The 15374-nt window shown below is 71.5% G+C and carries 14 protein-coding genes; 11 read left to right on the top strand and 3 right to left on the bottom strand.

From position 1 onward, the window contains the following. Positions 1 to 53 precede the first annotated feature (53 nt). The gene (locus ITJ66_RS13570; protein ID WP_086475291.1) at positions 54 to 878 is read right to left on the bottom strand and encodes an HAD family hydrolase; all 825 of its coding nucleotides are present in this window, start codon (positions 876 to 878) and stop codon (positions 54 to 56) included. Beyond that, the gene (serS, locus tag ITJ66_RS13565; protein ID WP_137244123.1) at positions 875 to 2140 is read right to left on the bottom strand and encodes a serine--tRNA ligase; all 1266 of its coding nucleotides are present in this window, start codon (positions 2138 to 2140) and stop codon (positions 875 to 877) included. The genes ITJ66_RS13570 and serS overlap by 4 nt, the downstream gene beginning before the upstream one ends. A 57-nt stretch (positions 2141 to 2197) precedes the next feature. Between serS and ITJ66_RS13560 the strand changes: the two genes are divergently transcribed. After that, on the top strand, positions 2198 to 3166 hold the full coding sequence (locus ITJ66_RS13560; protein WP_137244124.1) for a diacylglycerol kinase family protein: 969 nt from the start codon (positions 2198 to 2200) through the stop codon (positions 3164 to 3166). A gap of 22 nt (positions 3167 to 3188) precedes the next feature. On the opposite strand, the gene ITJ66_RS13555 is transcribed toward ITJ66_RS13560, so the two are convergent. After that, on the bottom strand, positions 3189 to 4637 hold the full coding sequence (locus ITJ66_RS13555) for an aromatic amino acid lyase (RefSeq protein WP_194644947.1): 1449 nt from the start codon (positions 4635 to 4637) through the stop codon (positions 3189 to 3191). Positions 4638 to 4821: 184 nt separating this feature from the next. Here ITJ66_RS13555 and ITJ66_RS13550 point away from each other — a divergent pair, with 184 nt between their 5' ends. The 10 genes from ITJ66_RS13550 to ITJ66_RS13505 all read left to right on the top strand — a co-directional run bounded on the left by ITJ66_RS13550 (position 4822) and on the right by ITJ66_RS13505 (position 15275). Continuing rightward, positions 4822 to 5517: an IclR family transcriptional regulator gene (locus ITJ66_RS13550; protein WP_236555278.1), complete on the top strand. Its 696-nt coding sequence runs from the start codon at positions 4822 to 4824 to the stop codon at positions 5515 to 5517. Continuing rightward, complete coding sequence (locus tag ITJ66_RS13545; RefSeq protein ID WP_137244126.1) at positions 5514 to 6605, top strand: ABC transporter ATP-binding protein; 1092 nt, start codon at positions 5514 to 5516, stop codon at positions 6603 to 6605. The genes ITJ66_RS13550 and ITJ66_RS13545 overlap by 4 nt, the downstream gene beginning before the upstream one ends. Continuing rightward, a complete protein-coding gene (locus tag ITJ66_RS13540; RefSeq protein ID WP_162852302.1) occupies positions 6602 to 7252 on the top strand; it encodes an ABC transporter permease in 651 nt (216 codons plus the stop codon). The genes ITJ66_RS13545 and ITJ66_RS13540 overlap by 4 nt, the downstream gene beginning before the upstream one ends. Further along, positions 7249 to 7983: an ABC transporter permease gene (locus tag ITJ66_RS13535; RefSeq protein ID WP_194644946.1), complete on the top strand. Its 735-nt coding sequence runs from the start codon at positions 7249 to 7251 to the stop codon at positions 7981 to 7983. The genes ITJ66_RS13540 and ITJ66_RS13535 overlap by 4 nt, the downstream gene beginning before the upstream one ends. Positions 7984 to 8058: 75 nt before the next feature. Then, positions 8059 to 8985, top strand: coding sequence for an ABC transporter substrate-binding protein (locus ITJ66_RS13530; RefSeq protein ID WP_159876080.1), 927 nt, complete (start codon positions 8059 to 8061; stop codon positions 8983 to 8985). Between the two features lie 132 nt (positions 8986 to 9117). Continuing rightward, positions 9118 to 10779, top strand: coding sequence for a urocanate hydratase (gene hutU / locus ITJ66_RS13525; protein ID WP_159876082.1), 1662 nt, complete (start codon positions 9118 to 9120; stop codon positions 10777 to 10779). Beyond that, positions 10776 to 11993 carry an allantoate amidohydrolase gene (locus tag ITJ66_RS13520; protein ID WP_194644945.1) on the top strand — a complete coding sequence of 406 codons (1218 nt, stop codon included), beginning with the start codon at positions 10776 to 10778 and terminating at the stop codon, positions 11991 to 11993. The genes hutU and ITJ66_RS13520 overlap by 4 nt, the downstream gene beginning before the upstream one ends. Next, positions 11990 to 13459: a formimidoylglutamate deiminase gene (locus ITJ66_RS13515; RefSeq protein ID WP_370582656.1), complete on the top strand. Its 1470-nt coding sequence runs from the start codon at positions 11990 to 11992 to the stop codon at positions 13457 to 13459. The genes ITJ66_RS13520 and ITJ66_RS13515 overlap by 4 nt, the downstream gene beginning before the upstream one ends. Then, positions 13456 to 14652, top strand: coding sequence for an imidazolonepropionase (hutI, locus tag ITJ66_RS13510; RefSeq protein WP_194644944.1), 1197 nt, complete (start codon positions 13456 to 13458; stop codon positions 14650 to 14652). Before ITJ66_RS13515 ends, hutI begins: the two co-directional genes overlap by 4 nt. Further along, the gene (locus ITJ66_RS13505; protein ID WP_194644943.1) at positions 14649 to 15275 is read left to right on the top strand and encodes a HutD family protein; all 627 of its coding nucleotides are present in this window, start codon (positions 14649 to 14651) and stop codon (positions 15273 to 15275) included. Before hutI ends, ITJ66_RS13505 begins: the two co-directional genes overlap by 4 nt. Positions 15276 to 15374 lie beyond the last annotated feature (99 nt).

Raw genomic sequence — 15374 nt, 5'->3', positions numbered from 1 at the left:
CGACGCCCCGTGCCCACCGGAAACGGCGAATCGGCACGGAGCTTTGGACGATGCTAACCCGAAATGCTCCTCAGGAGCTGAGAGAGACCGTCGTCGGTGACCGTGCCGGTGACCTCCGACGCGACTGCGAGGACCTCCTCGGGCGCCTGGCCCATGGCGACACCGCGTCCTCCGGCGGCCGCCCAGCCGAGCATGTCGACGTCGTTGCGGCCGTCGCCGACGGCGACCATCTGCGAGCGCTCGAGCCCCAGCCACTCCCGGACACGCTCCAGCGCGGTCGCCTTGTTGACGCCCTTCGGCGCGATGTCGAGCCACGCCGTCCAGCCGATCGCGTAGCTCACCTGGCTGAGCCCGATCTTGTCGACGATGCGGAGGAACTCCTCCTCGTCATGACTCGGTGAGACGACGACGACGCGCGTGACGGGGCTCGTCACGAGCTCCTCGAACGGCACCTCGATCGCGTTCTCGAGGTTCCAGTCCTCCATGCCGACCGTGTACTTGCGGAAGCCGTCGGGGTACTCGACCATGTAGCTGCCCTCGGAGAGGTGCGGCTGGATGAGCCCGAGGACCTCGGTCGGGTCGAAGGTCTCCATGAAGAAGCGCTCGTAGGAGTCGGGCTTCGACTCGTCGCGCTTCATGATGAGCGCACCGTTCGCGCAGACGACGTACTGCGGCGTCAGCTCGAGCTCCTCGAGCACCGGGCGCGTGCTCTCCCAGCTGCGACCGGTGGCCAATGTGACGATGTGGCCGAGCGAGACCACGCGGCGCACCTCGTCAGCGACCGACAGGCTGAGCGAACCGTCCTCGTGCAGCACGGTGCCGTCGATGTCGAGGGCGATGAGCAACGGGGTCGCGGTGGTGGTCGTCTCGTCCGTCATCGGATCGGCCTCGCGACCTCGATGCCGCCCAGATACGGACGCAGCACCTCGGGGATGACGACGCTGCCGTCCTCCTGCTGGTGCGTCTCGAGGATCGCGACGATCCAGCGGGTGGTCGCGAGCGTTCCGTTGAGCGTCGCGACCGGCGTGGTCTTGCCCGACTCCGTGCGGTACCGGGTGTCGAGGCGACGCGCCTGGTAGGTGGTGCAGTTCGAGGTGCTGGTGAGCTCGCGGTAGGAGTCCTGCGTCGGCACCCAGGCCTCGACGTCGAACTTGCGTGCCGCGCTCGACCCGAGGTCGCCGGCGGCCGTGTCGATGACCCGGTAGCTGAGGCCGAGCGACTGCAGCATCGCCTCCTGGTACGACAGCAGGCGCTCGTGCTCGGCGGCGGCGTCCTCCGGCTTGGTGTAGACGAACATCTCGAGCTTGTTGAACTGGTGCACCCGGATGATGCCGCGGGTGTCGCGCCCGTAGGACCCGGCCTCCTTGCGGTAGCAGGTCGACCAGCCGGCGTAGCGGAGCGCGCCCTGCTCGAGGTCGAGGATCTCGTCGGAGTGGTACCCGGCGAGCGCCACCTCGCTCGTACCGGTGAGGAAGAGGTCTTCGCCGGCGATCTGGTAGACCTCGTCGGCGTGCTCACCGAGGAAGCCGGTGCCCTTCATGATCTCGGGGCGCACGAGCGTCGGCGTGATGAGCGGGACGAAGCCGGCCTCGATCGCGCGGTCGAGCGCGAGGTTCATGAGGGCGATCTCGAGGCGGGCGCCGATGCCGCGGAGGAAGTAGAAGCGCGAGCCGCTGACCTTGGTGCCGCGCTGCATGTCGATGGCGCCGAGGAGTTCGCCGAGCTCGAGGTGGTCGCGCGGGGTGAAGTCGAAGGAGGGGCGTTCACCGACCTCGCGGAGCGTGATGAAGTCGGCTTCGCCGCCGGCGGGCACGCCGTCGAGCACCGGGTTCTGGATGCGACCGGCGACGTCGGCGAAGTAGGCCTCGGCCTCCGTCGCGACCTGCTGGGCCTCCTTGACGCGGGCGGCGAGCTGCTGCGCCTGGGCGACGAGTGCGGCCTTCTCCTCCTTGGGGGCCTTGGCGACCTGCTTGCCGAACGCGTTCTGCTCGGCACGGAGTTCCTCGAACCCGGTGATCGCAGCGCGGCGTGCGGTGTCGGCGTCGATCGCCTGGTCGACGAGGTCGACGGAGGACCCTCGCTTCTGCTGCGACGCTCGGAGGACTTCTGGCTGTTCGCGGAGGAGTACGGGATCGATCACCCGGCAAGTCTAGCGATCGAGGTCGGTGACGAGGCCCCGGGACAGTACCGTTGGGCCATGCCGACTCCCCCGCACGCCGCGCTCGTGTACAACCCGGTGAAGGTCGACGCCACCCGGCTGCGGAGCGCGTTGGAGGCGCGGTCGCAGGAGGCGGGATGGGCGGCTCCGCACCTGTACGAGACGAGTGTCGACGACCCCGGTGTCGGTCAGGCGAGGCGCGCGGTCCTCGACGGCGCCCAGGTGGTGCTCGTGGCCGGCGGCGACGGGACCGTGCGGGCCGCCGCCGAAGGGCTGCGCGGGAGCGGTGTGCCGCTGACCCTCATCCCGTCGGGGACCGGCAACCTGCTCGCGAGGAACCTGAAGCTGCCGCTCGGCGACCAGGTGGCCGCGATCGGGACGGCGTTCACGGGCGACACGCGCGCGATCGACATCGGCGTGGCCATGATCACCCGCGCCGACGGGTCGGAGGAGGAGCACGCGTTCGTGGTGATGGCCGGCATGGGCGTCGACGCGATGATGATCGCCACCGCGAACCCCGACCTCAAGAAGTCGCTCGGCTGGCTCGCCTACGTCGAGTCCGGTCTCCGCTCGATCGCCACGGCCGCGCCGTTCCGCATCCACTACCAGTTGCGCGGGCACCGTCAGCATGCGGCGACCGTGAGCTCGGTGCTCGTCGGCAACTGCGGCACGCTGCAGGGCGGGGTGCAGCTCATGCCGGACGCCGAGCTCGACGACGGGTTCCTCGACGTCGCGGTGCTGCAGCCGAAGGGCGCCTTCGGGTGGCTGCTCGTGTGGCGGAAGGTCACGTGGGAGAACCGGGTCCTGCGGCGGACTGCCGTGGGGCGACGGATGATCCGCTTCACCGAGGGCCGGGGCGGGAACACCGTGACGAACCTGCGTGCTGAGGCGCTGACCGTGCGGGTCGACGAGGCGCAGGACCTCGAGCTCGACGGCGACGCGTTCGGTATGGCGACGATGGTCGCGTTCGACGCGCACCGCGGCGGGCTGCTCGTCAAGCTCCCGTAGCCGGCGACACCGCTGAGCCCGGCTACCGTCCCTCGACGAGGTCCGCGATCTCGGTGAGGTGCGCCGTCGCCCGCTCGAGGTCGGGGCGGAGGTCGCGGTCGGCGTCGTCCGAGCCGAGCGACGCCGATGCCCGGGCGAACACGTCGGCGAGCGCCCCGGTCAGTCGATCGGCCACACCGCGACGCCGCACGACCCGCACCGCTCCGAGGAGTTCGCAGGCGATGAGCGTCCTCGTGGCGACGACCGCGTCCTCCAGCTGGGCGACGGCCTGCGCGGCGAACGGTGCGTCCTCCTCGGCTCCGCGCGACAGGACGACCGTGCCGAGCGCCGCCGGTTGCGCCGCGTGCCGGATGTCGGCGACCGCGCCTGCCGCGACGTACTCCACCATCATCAGGCCTGAGGCACCCGGTTCCCCGTCGCCGAGGAACGGCGGCAGGCCCGTGAAAGCGGGCTCGTTCACCAGCCGCAGGCGCGACAGGGTGACCGTCGACGTCTGCGCGAGCGCGAGCGCGGTCGCGTCCAGCTCCGCGGCCAGCTGCGCCTGGAAGAAGGCACCGTGGTGGAGGACCGCCCGTGACCCGGCATCGGCACCGAGGACGTACAGCGGGTTCTCCTGCGCAGCACCGATGAGCGCTTCCACCTGGTCCGCGAGCCGGTCCGTCGCCGTCGCCACGACACCCTGCGTGATCGCGGCGATGCGGAGTGCGAACGGGTCCTGGATCCGAGCCGGTTCCGGCGCGGGTCCGATGAGCGCGCGCAACGCCGCAGCAGCAGCTTCGACACCGGGCGCGGCTGACGCACCCGCCGCCGCCTCGGCGTACGCCTGCGCGTTGCCGTCCAGCGCGTGGAAGCTGAGCGCACAGACCGCCGACCAGGCACGGTCGAGCCTCCGCAGCTCCGCGACCGCGAGCGCCGCACGCGCGATGGTGAGGGCGCTGCTGCTGATGAACGACAGGGCGCTCTCCGACCCCCAGGCGTCCATCGGCTCCAGTGGCGTCGACGCCGGCCGTTCGCCGAGGAGGGTCAGCGCCGTACCGGCGAGCGCGGTGAGGTCGCCGGTCCCGATCGACCCGAGGGTCCGGACGGTCGGCAGTGCATCGCGGCGCAGCATCTCGGCGAGCGCCGCGACGACCGCGGGCTCGACACCCGATCCGCCGACGGCGAGCTGGTTGAGCCGGACCGCGAGCATCGCCCGCACGACCCGGTCGGGGACGACCTCCCCGGCGTCGACCGCGTGGCTGCGGAGCAGGCGGCGCGCGTGGGCATCGCCGTCGTCGGCCACCGCGGTGTCCTTGTTCGCCCCCACGCCCGTGCTCCTGCCGTAGACGGCCGCGTGCTCGGCGAGGTCCCGCGCGTCGTCATGAGCGGTGGCCAGCCGGTCGAGCACCGCGCGAGGCACCGAGGCCTCCTCCTCGAGGTCCGCGATCCGCCGCAGCTCGTCGATGCCCAGTGCTCCCGCGATCTCGATCATCCCGACACCCTCTCTTGCGCTCCGCCGTCGTGTGCACCATCCTTGCTCACACGGCGAACGTCCCACCAGATGAAATTCGAGTTTTACCTGACGGAAACATTCGAGGCGGTTCGCTGAAACGGCGGAGCCATAGCGTGGTGGCTCGACAGAGAGGGATCTGATGGCTGAATCATCGACTCGAACCGTGGAGCGTGCACTCTCGCTCCTCGCCGTGGTGTGCGACCGCGGCCGCACGACCCTCGCCGAGAGCGCGCGACTCGTCGACCTCTCGCCGAGCACCGCCCTCCGGCTCCTCCGCACCCTGGAGTCCACGGGCTTCGTCCGGAAGGACGCCGACGGCAGCTACCGACCCGGCAGCCGCGTCGTCCAGCTCGGCACGCAGGCACTCAGCAACGAGTCGCTCGTCGGCTTCTGCCACACGGAGATGCTCGACCTCGTCGAACGCACCGGCGAGTCCGCCTACCTGAGCGTCGAGGGTCATGCGTCCACCGCGCTCTACCTCGCGATCACCGAGGGCACCCACTCCGTCCGTCACGCGAGCTGGGTCGGTCGCACGATCCCCCTCGACGGGTCGGCCGCGGGTGCCGCACTCACCGGGCGGACCCCCACCGCCGGCTACGTCACGGTCGAGCGGGGCGTCGAGTCGGACGTCACCGCGATCGCCGCTCCCGTCCGCTCGGGAGCACGGATCGTCGCGGCCCTGAGCCTCGTCATCCCGAGCTACCGGATGACCGACGACCTCATCGCCTCCTACGGCGAGCTCCTCGTCGCCGCCACGGACCGGCTCTCCAGCGGGCTCGCCTCGTACACCGGCCCCACCGACAACACACCCGCGACCGTCCCCGACGACGCCGCGGACCTCCTGGAGGGACGCGCATGATCCGCTTCACGAACGTCAAGAAGGCCTACCCGGACGGCACGGTCGCCGTCCACGACCTCTCCTTCGAGGTGCCGACCGGATCCCTCACGGTGCTCGTCGGCCCGTCCGGCTGCGGCAAGACCACCTCGCTCCGGATGATCAACCGCCTCATCGATCCGACCTCGGGGTCGATCCTGCTCGACGACGTCGAGACCCAGTCGCTCGACCGCGTCACCCTCCGTCGTCGGATCGGCTACGTCATCCAGAACGCCGGTCTCTTCCCGCACCGCACCGTCGTCGACAACGTCGCAGCGCTCCCCCGTCTGCTCGGCGGCTCGCGTCGGGAGACGCGCACCGCGGCCCTCGAGCTGCTGGAGCGCGTCGGTCTCGACGAGAAGTTCGCGAAGAAGTACCCGTGGCAGCTGTCCGGCGGTCAGCAGCAACGCGTCGGCGTCGCCCGCGCCCTCGCGACGAACCCGCCGTTCCTCCTCATGGACGAGCCCTTCAGTGCGGTCGACCCGATCGTCCGGACGCAGCTCCAGGACGAGTTCCTGCGCCTGCAGGCCGACATCTCGAAGACGATCGTGATGGTCACCCACGACATCGACGAGGCACTCAAGCTCGGCGACCAGGTCGCGGTCCTGCGCGAGGGCGGTCTCCTCGCGCAGATCGCGCCGCCGGTCGACCTCCTGACCCGCCCCCACGACGCGTTCGTCGCCGACTTCGTGGGTGAGGCCCGCGGCTACCGTGCACTCGGCTTCCTCGGGCTCGACCACGACGACGCCCTCCACCGTGAGCCCGTGGCCCGGCTCGGCGACACCGCCGTGACCGGTGTGCACGCGAGCGGCTGGGTGGTGGTCACGGACGACGAACGCCGTCCCCTCGGCTGGTTCGACACCGCAGCCGGTCACGGCTCCGTCTCGACCGACACCATCAGCGGCCACGGCCTGTTCGTGCCGCGCACGGCGTCGCTCCGCATCGCGCTCAACGCCGCGCTCGCGCACCCGAGTCGACGCGTCGGGCTCCTCGACGACGACGGCCGGCTCACCGGCACCATCGCCGCCAGCGAACTGCTCGAGCGTCCCGCCCCCGAGCGGAGCCTCCGATGACGATCGACTGGATCTGGGAGAACCTCCCGCTCATCGGCGACCTCACGCTCAACCACCTCTGGTTGACGCTCACCCCGACGGTGCTCGGCCTCCTGGTCGCCCTCCCGTTCGGCTGGTGGGCACACCGCTCGCGTCGCGGCCGACCGTTCATCGTCGGTACCGCCGGGCTGCTGTACACGATCCCGTCGCTCGCGCTGTTCATCATCCTGCCGACGATCCTCGGCACGAAGATCCTCGACCCGATCAACATCGTCATCGCACTGACCGTCTACACGGTGTCACTCCTCGTCCGCGTCGTCTCCGACGGACTCTCCTCGGTGCCGGTGGACGCGGTGCAGGCGGCCGAGGCCATGGGCTACCGGTCCTGGCAGCGGCTCGTGCTGGTGGAACTGCCCGTCGCCGTCCCGGTGATCGCCGCCGGCCTGCGCGTCGCGGTCGTCTCCAACGTCAGCATCGTGACGATGGCCGCCCTGCTCGGCATCCCGCAACTCGGGACACTGTTCACGCAGGGCTTCCAGCTCCGCCTCTTCGTGCCGCTCGTCACCGGCATCCTGCTCTGCGTCGTCCTCGCCGTGATCCTCGACCTGATCATCGTCCGGCTCGGCTCGCTCGCGACGCCCTGGCGTGATCGGACGGTGGCAGCATGAGCGTCATCGACTGGCTGACCGACCCCGCCAACTGGACCGGCCCCGACGGCATCCCCTCGCAGATGGGCTACCACCTGCTGTACACGGGCATCGCGCTCGTCATCGCCGCGGCGATCGCCGTGCCGCTCGGCATCCTCGTCGGCTACACCGGCAAGGGCGAGCGACTCGTCGCCGGATCGGCCAACGCCCTCCGCGCCCTGCCGACCCTCGGCCTCCTCATCCTGTTGTTCCTCCTCATCTCGCCGGTGGTCCCCGGGCAGCTCGTCTACGTCATCCCGACGATCGTCGTCCTCGTGCTCCTCGCCGTCCCGCCCATCCTGACCGGGACGTACACGGGCATCCAGAGCGCCGATCCCGACGCGGTGGGTGCCGCCCGTGGCATGGGCTACACGAAGCTGCAGATCCTCTGGCACGTCCAGCTCCCCTGCGCCCTCCCCCTGCTGCTGTCCGGCATCCGCTCGTCCACCCTCCAGGTCGTCTCGACCGCGACGGTCGCCGCCTACCTCGGCCTGCAGGGGCTCGGCCGGTACATCATCGACGGCCGCGCCCAGGCCGACTTCTTCCAGATGGCCGGCGGCGCGATCCTCGTCGCCGCCCTCGCCTTCGCGCTGGAGATCGCCTTCACCCTCCTCGGCACCCTCATCGTCTCCCCCGGTCTACGGCGCACCAGCCGCAGACGGCGGACGGCGGCCCCGACCACCGTCACCGGGGCGATCCCCCGGCCGGCCTGAGCCGCACCCGCACCGCACGACCACCTCCGCACGACCGCACCACCGATCCGTCCATCTCACCGAATCGAGGTCCTCATGCCCTTCCCCACCTTCCCCCGTCGACTCGCGGCCATCGCCGCGACCACCGCAGCCGCCGCTCTCGTCCTCACCGGCTGCGGCGGCCAGGACGCCCTCAGCAGCGACGGCGCGTCCGGCTCCTCCGGCGACGCCGTCATCATCGGCTCAGCCGACTTCACCGAGAGCCAGCTCATCGCCACCATCTACTCCCAGGCACTGCAAGCCGAGGGCGTCAAGGTGAAGGAACAATTCAACATCGGCAGCCGCGAGGTCTACATGGCCGCGCTACAGGACGGCTCCATCGACCTCCTCCCCGAGTACTCGGGCGCACTGCTCAAGTACCTCGACTCCGAGTCGAAGGCCAGTACGAGCGAGGACGTCGTCGCGGAGCTCGGCGACAAGCTCCCGAAGGGTGTCAGCATGCTCGACATCTCCCCCGCGGAGGACAAGGACGTGCTCGCCGTCACCCAGGAGACGGCCGACAAGTACGACCTCAAGACGATCTCCGACCTCGTGCCGTACATGTCCGAGCTCAGCCTCGGCGGCCCGCCGGAGTGGAAGACGCGCGTCAACGGCGTCGTCGGCCTCGAGCAGGTCTACGGTCTCACCTTCAAGGAGTTCGTCAGCCTCGACGCCGGCGGACCGCTCACGATGACCGCGCTCACGAGCGGCCAGGTGCAGGTCGGCGACATCTTCAGCACCGACCCCGGGCTCACCGCGAACAAGCTCGTCGCCCTCGAAGACGACAAGTCGCTCTTCGCGGCCGAGAACATCGTCCCCGTCATCAGCACGAGCAAGCTCGACGACACGATCTCGAAGACGCTCGACAAGGTCTCCGCGGCCCTCACCACCGAGGACCTCATCGAGATGAACGGCAAGGCGTCCGACGGCACGAGCCTGAAGAGCATCGCCGAGGAGTGGCTGAAGGACGCCGACCTGGGCTAGCGACACCCTTCGACGGGCTCAGGGGCCGAGAAGCAGCTCGGAACCCAGAACCCGTTCAAGGACGGCGACCCGCCCCTGAGCCCGTCGGAACAGCACCACCACCACCGCACCGCAGACGTAAAGGACCAGCGCATGCCGACCACCACCCGGACCATCCGTGCCGCTCGCGGCACCACCCTCACCGCCAAGAGCTGGCAGACCGAGGGCCCGCTCCGGATGCTCATGAACAACCTCGACCCCGAGGTCGCCGAGCACCCCGAGGACCTCGTCGTCTACGGCGGCACCGGGAAGGCCGCGCGCAACTGGGAGGCGTACGACGCGATCGTCCGCACGCTCGAAGGGCTGGAGGCCGACGAGACCCTGCTCGTGCAGTCCGGCAAGCCCGTCGGCGTCTTCCGCACGCACGAGTGGGCACCGCGCGTGCTCATCGCGAACTCCAACCTCGTCGGCGACTGGGCGACGTGGCCCGAGTTCCGCAAGCTCGAGGCCGAGGGTCTCACCATGTACGGGCAGATGACCGCCGGCTCGTGGATCTACATCGGCACGCAGGGCATCCTCCAGGGCACCTACGAGACCTTCGCCGCCATCGCCGACAAGCGGTTCGGCGGCACCCTCGCCGGGACGCTGACCCTCACCGGCGGCGCCGGCGGCATGGGCGGGGCACAGCCGCTCGCCGTGACGCTCAACGAAGGCGTCGTGCTCATCGTCGACGTCGACCCGAGCCGACTGGAGCGACGCGTCGAGCACCGCTACCTCGACGAGATGACGGACGACCTCGACGACGCCGTCGAACGCGTGCTCGCCGCCAAGGCCGAACGACGCCCGCTGTCGGTCGGTCTCGTCGGCAACGCCGCGACCGTCTTCCCCGAACTGCTGCGGCGCGGGGTCGCCATCGACATCGTCACCGACCAGACGAGCGCGCACGACCCGCTCGCCTACCTGCCCGAGGACACGGCGCTCGCCGACTGGCAGACCGAGGCGGCGGCCGACCCGGTCGACTTCACACGCCGCTCGCGACTCGCCATGGCGAAGCAGGTGCAGGCGATGGTCGACTTCCAGGACGCCGGCGCCGAGGTCTTCGACTACGGCAACTCCATCCGCGCCGAGGCGAAACTCGGCGGTTGCGAGCGCGCCTTCGACTTCCCCGGCTTCGTGCCCGCCTACATCCGGCCGCTCTTCGCCGAGGGCAAGGGCCCGTTCCGCTGGGCGGCCCTCTCCGGCGACCCGGCGGACATCGCCGCGACCGACCGCGCCATCCTCGAGCTCTTCCCCGAGGACGAGAAGCTGCGCCGTTGGATCACCTCGGCCGGCGAGAAGATCGCCTTCGAGGGGCTGCCCGCCCGCATCTGCTGGCTCGGCTACCAGGAGCGCCACCTCGCCGGCTTGAAGTTCAACGAGATGGTCGCCTCCGGTGAACTGAGCGCGCCCGTCGTCATCGGCCGCGACCACCTCGACTCCGGTTCCGTCGCCTCGCCGTACCGCGAGACGGAGGCCATGGCCGACGGCTCCGACGCGATCGCCGACTGGCCGCTGCTCAACGCCCTGCTCAACACCGCGTCCGGCGCGACCTGGGTGTCGATCCACCACGGCGGCGGGGTCGGCATCGGCCGCTCCATCCACGCCGGTCAGGTGATCGTCGCCGACGGGACGCCGCTCGCCGCCGAGAAGATCGCGCGCGTGCTCGTCAACGACCCGGGCACCGGCGTCATGCGTCACGTCGACGCCGGCTACGAGCGGGCGGCCGAGGTCGCCCGCGAACGCGGCCTGCGGGTGCCGATGTGGGAGGGCGAGTGACCGACGGTCTGATCGCCCACGGTCGGCTCGCCGGGCTCGACGAGATCACCGGCGTCGGGGTCGATCCGGCACGCGGCGGGTACTCCCGGCACGTCTGGACGCCGGCCGAGTCCGAGCTGCGCGAGTGGTTCACCGCTCGCGCAGCCCGACTCGGTCTCGACGTCGAGACGGACCGGAACGGCAACCTGTGGGCATGGTGGGGTAGGCCTGGGCCCGACGCGGTCGTCACCGGCAGCCACCTCGACTCCGTCCCGGGCGGCGGCGCGTTCGACGGGCCGCTCGGCGTCGTCTCAGCGCTGGACGCCGTCGCACGTCTGCAGGCGACCGGGTTCCAGCCGTCGCGTCCCGTCGCCGTCGTGGTGTTCGCCGAGGAGGAGGGGTCCCGGTTCGGGGTCGCCTGCCTCGGATCCCGGCTCCTGTCCGGGGCGATCACCGCGGACGCCGCCCGAGCACTGACGGACGCGGACGGGGTCACCGTGGCGGAGGCCGCAGCGGCCGCCGGGCTCGCTCCCGAGCACCTCGGCCGCGACGACGAGGCGCTCGGCCGCATCGGACTCTTCATCGAGTTGCACGTGGAACAGGGTCGCGGCCTCATCGACCTCGGCTCGCCCACCGCCGTCGCCTCGTCGATCCTCGCCCACGGCCGCTGGCGCCTCCGGGTGAGTGGTCAGGGGAACCACGCCGGCGCGACCGGCATGCGCGAGCGCCGTGATCCCGTGGTCGCCGCGGCACGGGCCGTCCTCGCGGTCGAGCAGGCCGCCCTCGCGACGGACGACGCCCGCGCCACCGTCGGCCGCCTGCGCATCGTGCCGGGCGGCACCAACGTCATCGCCTCCGAGGTCGACGCCTGGGTGGACGCCCGGGCCGCCACCGACGCCGGCACGCGCGCCCTCGTCGCGGACATCGAAAGCCGGGTCCAGGAAGCCGTCGCCGATTCCGGGTGCACGGTCGAGCTGATCGAGGAGTCGTGGTCGGGCGTCGTCGAGTTCGACCCAGAGCTCGCCGCGCGGCTCGCCGGCACGCTCGGCGGGGTCCCGCTGCTGCCGACGGGCGCAGGCCACGACGCCGGCGTCCTGAGCGGCGCGGTGCCGACCGCGATGGTCTTCGTCCGGAACCCGACCGGTGTCTCGCACTCACCGGAGGAACTCGCCGAGACGGCCGACTGCGTCGCCGGCGTCGAAGCGCTCGAGGCCCTGCTCCGGAGCGTCCTGTGACGGTCGCGAGCGTCGACGCCGGCGCGGCGGATTTGCGGATTCCCATCTGGGCCGCGACGGCGATCATCGACGGTCGCCCGACCGGCCGCGTGCGCTTCACGGCCGACGACTCCGGACGGATCACCGCCGTCGAGCGCGGCGTCGAGCCGCAGGCGGGCGACCGACGCCTCGGAACGGTCATCCCCGGCATGGGGAACGCCCACTCCCACGCGTTCCACCGTCTGCTCCGCGGACGCACCCACGCCGACGGCGGCGACTTCTGGCAGTGGCGCGAGGCGATGTACGCGGCGGCCGCCAGCCTCGACCCGGACCACTACGGCCGGGTCGCTCGCGCCGTGTTCGGCGAGATGCTCGTCTGCGGCTGGACGGCGGTCGGCGAGTTCCACTACGTGCACCACCAGGCCGATGGCACCCCGTACCCGACCGCCCACGCGATGGAACTGGCGGTCGCCGAAGCCGCCGCCGACGTCGGCATCCGGCTCACCCTCCTCGACACGGCCTACCTCGCGAGCGGCCTCGGGTCCGCCGGGGGTCCCGCCGCTCCGCTGCTCACCGAACAGCTCGCGTTCGGCGACGGCGACGCGTCCGGCTGGCTCGCCCGCTGGCATCGACTACGCGACGCGCTCTCTGGCTCGGTCGGCGCCACCGGGCTCGTCACGCTCGGCGCCGCGCTGCACTCCGTGCGCGCCGTGCCCGTCGAGGCCATGCGCACGATCCTCGCCGGCCTGCCCGCCGACGTCCCGCTGCACGTACACCTGTCGGAGCAACCGCAGGAGAACGTCGACACACTCGCGAAGACGGGCAGGACGCCCACCGGGGTGCTCGCCGCGCTCGGTGCGCTCGCCCCGCGCATCAGCCTCGTCCACGCGACGCACCTGACCGACGCGGACATCACGGCGATCGGGCGGTCCGGCGCGACCGTCGTGATGTGCCCGACGACCGAGGCCGACCTCGGCGACGGCATCGGACCGGCCCGCCGCATCGCGGACGCGGGGGCCCGGATCGCCGTCGGCTCCGACCAGAACGCGGTGGTCGACCCGCTGCTCGAACTACGTGGACTCGAGGCCGGGGAACGGCTCGCCTCCGGCAGACGCGGTCGGTTCTCACCCGCCGAGCTCCTCGAGGCGGGCACCGACAACGGATATCGTTCGCTCGGACTCGGGCGGCACACACTGGATGTCGGCGACCCGCTCGACCTCGTCGAGGTGTCGACGTCGAGCCTCCGCACGACCGGCATGGACCCGGCACAACTCGCCCTCGTCGCGACCGCGTCCGACGTCGTGCGGGTCGTCGTCGGCGGGCGGCTCGTGGTGGAGCGAGGTCGGCTGCTTGCGACGTCGCAGGAGTCGACGCCGGAGCGGCTCCTCGCGGTGGCGCTCGCCGAGCTGGCAGCATCGACGGAGACGCCCCGGGCAGCCGCCTCGTCCCCGACACCTGATCACCCCTCGCAGGAGATGCAGCCATGACCAGCGAACTCATCACCGGCATCGCCGAGCTCACGACCAACGCGGGCTCCGGGCCGGGCGACGTCGACGGCAACCGGATCACCGATGCGGCGGTCGTCATCGAGGACGGCCGGATCGCGTGGCTCGGCGCAGCGGTCGACGCGCCCGACGCCGACATACGGACCGACGTGGGCGGGCGCGCCGTGCTCCCGGGTTGGGTCGACACGCACACGCATCTTGTGTTCGCGGGCGACCGCTCGGCGGAGTTCGAGGCGCGCATGGCCGGCGGCCGGTACGCGGCGGGCGGGATCGCGACGACCGTGGCCGCCACTCGGGCCGCCTCGGAGGAGCAGCTCGTCGCGGGTGCGCGGCGGTTGCGGGCGGAGGCGCTCGCGCAAGGGACGACGTTCCTCGAGGCGAAGACGGGGTACGCGCTCGACGTGGAGGGCGAGGCGCGGTCCGCTCGGGCGGCGGCCGAGGTCGCCGACGTCGTCACCTTCCTCGGGGCCCATCTCGTGCCGGCCGGTGTCGACCGCCGCGACTACCTCGACCTCGTGACCGGACCGATGCTCGCGGCGGTGGCTCCGTTCGCGTCCTACGTCGACGCGTTCTGCGAGGTCGGCGCCTTCGACGTCGAGGAGTCGCGCGAGGTGCTGCTCGCCGGTCGCGCCGCAGGGCTGGGTGTCCGGGTGCACGGGAACCAGCTCGGCGAGAGTGGCGGAGTGCGCCTCGCGGTCGAGCTGGAGGCCGCGAGCGTCGACCACTGCAACCACCTGTCGGACGCCGACATCGACCTCCTGGCGGGTTCGACGACGGTCGCGACCCTGCTCCCGGCCTGTGATCTGTCGACGCGCGAGCCGTTCCCGCCGGCGCGCGCGCTCATCGACGCCGGTGCTTCGATCGCCCTCGCGACCAATTGCAACCCGGGCACCTCGTACACGACGTCGATGGCGTACTGCGTGGCGACCGCCGTGCTGCAGATGCGGCTGACGATCGCCGAAGCGGTGTGGGCGGCGACGCGGGGGGCCGGGGTGGCGGTCGGTCGCGAGCACGGGGCCGACGCCGTCGGATCGCTCCGCGTGGGTGGTCTCGCGGACCTTCAAGTGCTCGACGCCCCCTCGGTCTCACATCTCGCCTACCGGCCGGGCGTGCCGTTGACGGTCGGCGTCCGGCAGCGCGGCGAGCGCGTCACGGCAGGGACGACGCAGCGGTGAGCGACGCAGCGGAGGGTCGTGCACTCGTGCTGCTGCCGGCCGACCGGCATCGGAGCTACCGCTGGCGGAACGGGCTGGGGACCGCGACGGAGATCGCCGTCGAGGCGGTCGGGCTTCGGACCGATGGTGGGCGCGGCGACGGTGACACGCCGGCCGCCCCGGGATGGACGCTGAGCATCGCGACGGTCGAGTCGGACGTCGCCTTCTCGTCGTTCCCCGGCGTCGACCGTCAGCTGATGGCGTTGTCGGCGGGCGGACTCGGACTCGTGATCGACGGTGAGCCGGTCGAGTTGGACCGGTGGCAGGTCGCCACCTTCGACGGGGCTTCAGCGGTGTCGTCGCGGGGCGTGGTCGGGCCGACGCTCGATCTCAACCTGATGGTGTCGCGGGACCGGTTCCGTGGATCGCTCGAGGTCGGCGTCGTCGACGGTTCGAGGCTCGTCACCACGCCGCCGGGAGCCACCACATTCGTCGTGTTCCTCGATGGGCTGCTGTCGGCGACGGGGCCAGGTCTCGGCCCTGGTGCCCTCCGACGGCACGACACCCTCCGACTCGAGGCCGGCACCCTGTCCCTGACCGGCGACGCCATGATCGCGCTCGCTCAGGTCCTCTCCCACTTGTGATGGGTGCCAGCGCGGTGCGCTGACGCGAGCGCGCTCCGCAGCCGCGAGCGCGGGTCTCCGGAGAGGCGCGCTCACGTCACAGACCCGCGCCCACGCCGA

Source organism: Plantibacter sp. VKM Ac-2885, assembly GCF_015351205.1.
Lineage (GTDB): Bacteria > Actinomycetota > Actinomycetes > Actinomycetales > Microbacteriaceae > Plantibacter > Plantibacter auratus.
The sequence above is the reverse complement of the archived record's forward strand: the minus strand, read 5'-3'. Positions and strand labels throughout refer to the sequence as shown.

Bases quoted from the DNA above. Each gene is read 5' to 3' on its own strand.
- ITJ66_RS13555 (WP_194644947.1), bottom strand. From the start codon at position 4,637: ATGATCGAGATCGCGGGAGCACTGGGCATCGACGAGCTGCGGCGGATC.
- ITJ66_RS13530 (WP_159876080.1), top strand. From the start codon at position 8,059: ATGCCCTTCCCCACCTTCCCCCGTCGACTCGCGGCCATCGCCGCGACC.
- ITJ66_RS13560 (WP_137244124.1), top strand. From the start codon at position 2,198: ATGCCGACTCCCCCGCACGCCGCGCTCGTGTACAACCCGGTGAAGGTC.
- ITJ66_RS13545 (WP_137244126.1), top strand. From the start codon at position 5,514: ATGATCCGCTTCACGAACGTCAAGAAGGCCTACCCGGACGGCACGGTC.
- ITJ66_RS13570 (WP_086475291.1), bottom strand. From the start codon at position 878: ATGACGGACGAGACGACCACCACCGCGACCCCGTTGCTCATCGCCCTC.
- ITJ66_RS13540 (WP_162852302.1), top strand. From the start codon at position 6,602: ATGACGATCGACTGGATCTGGGAGAACCTCCCGCTCATCGGCGACCTC.
- hutU (WP_159876082.1), top strand. From the start codon at position 9,118: ATGCCGACCACCACCCGGACCATCCGTGCCGCTCGCGGCACCACCCTC.
- hutI (WP_194644944.1), top strand. From the start codon at position 13,456: ATGACCAGCGAACTCATCACCGGCATCGCCGAGCTCACGACCAACGCG.
- ITJ66_RS13535 (WP_194644946.1), top strand. From the start codon at position 7,249: ATGAGCGTCATCGACTGGCTGACCGACCCCGCCAACTGGACCGGCCCC.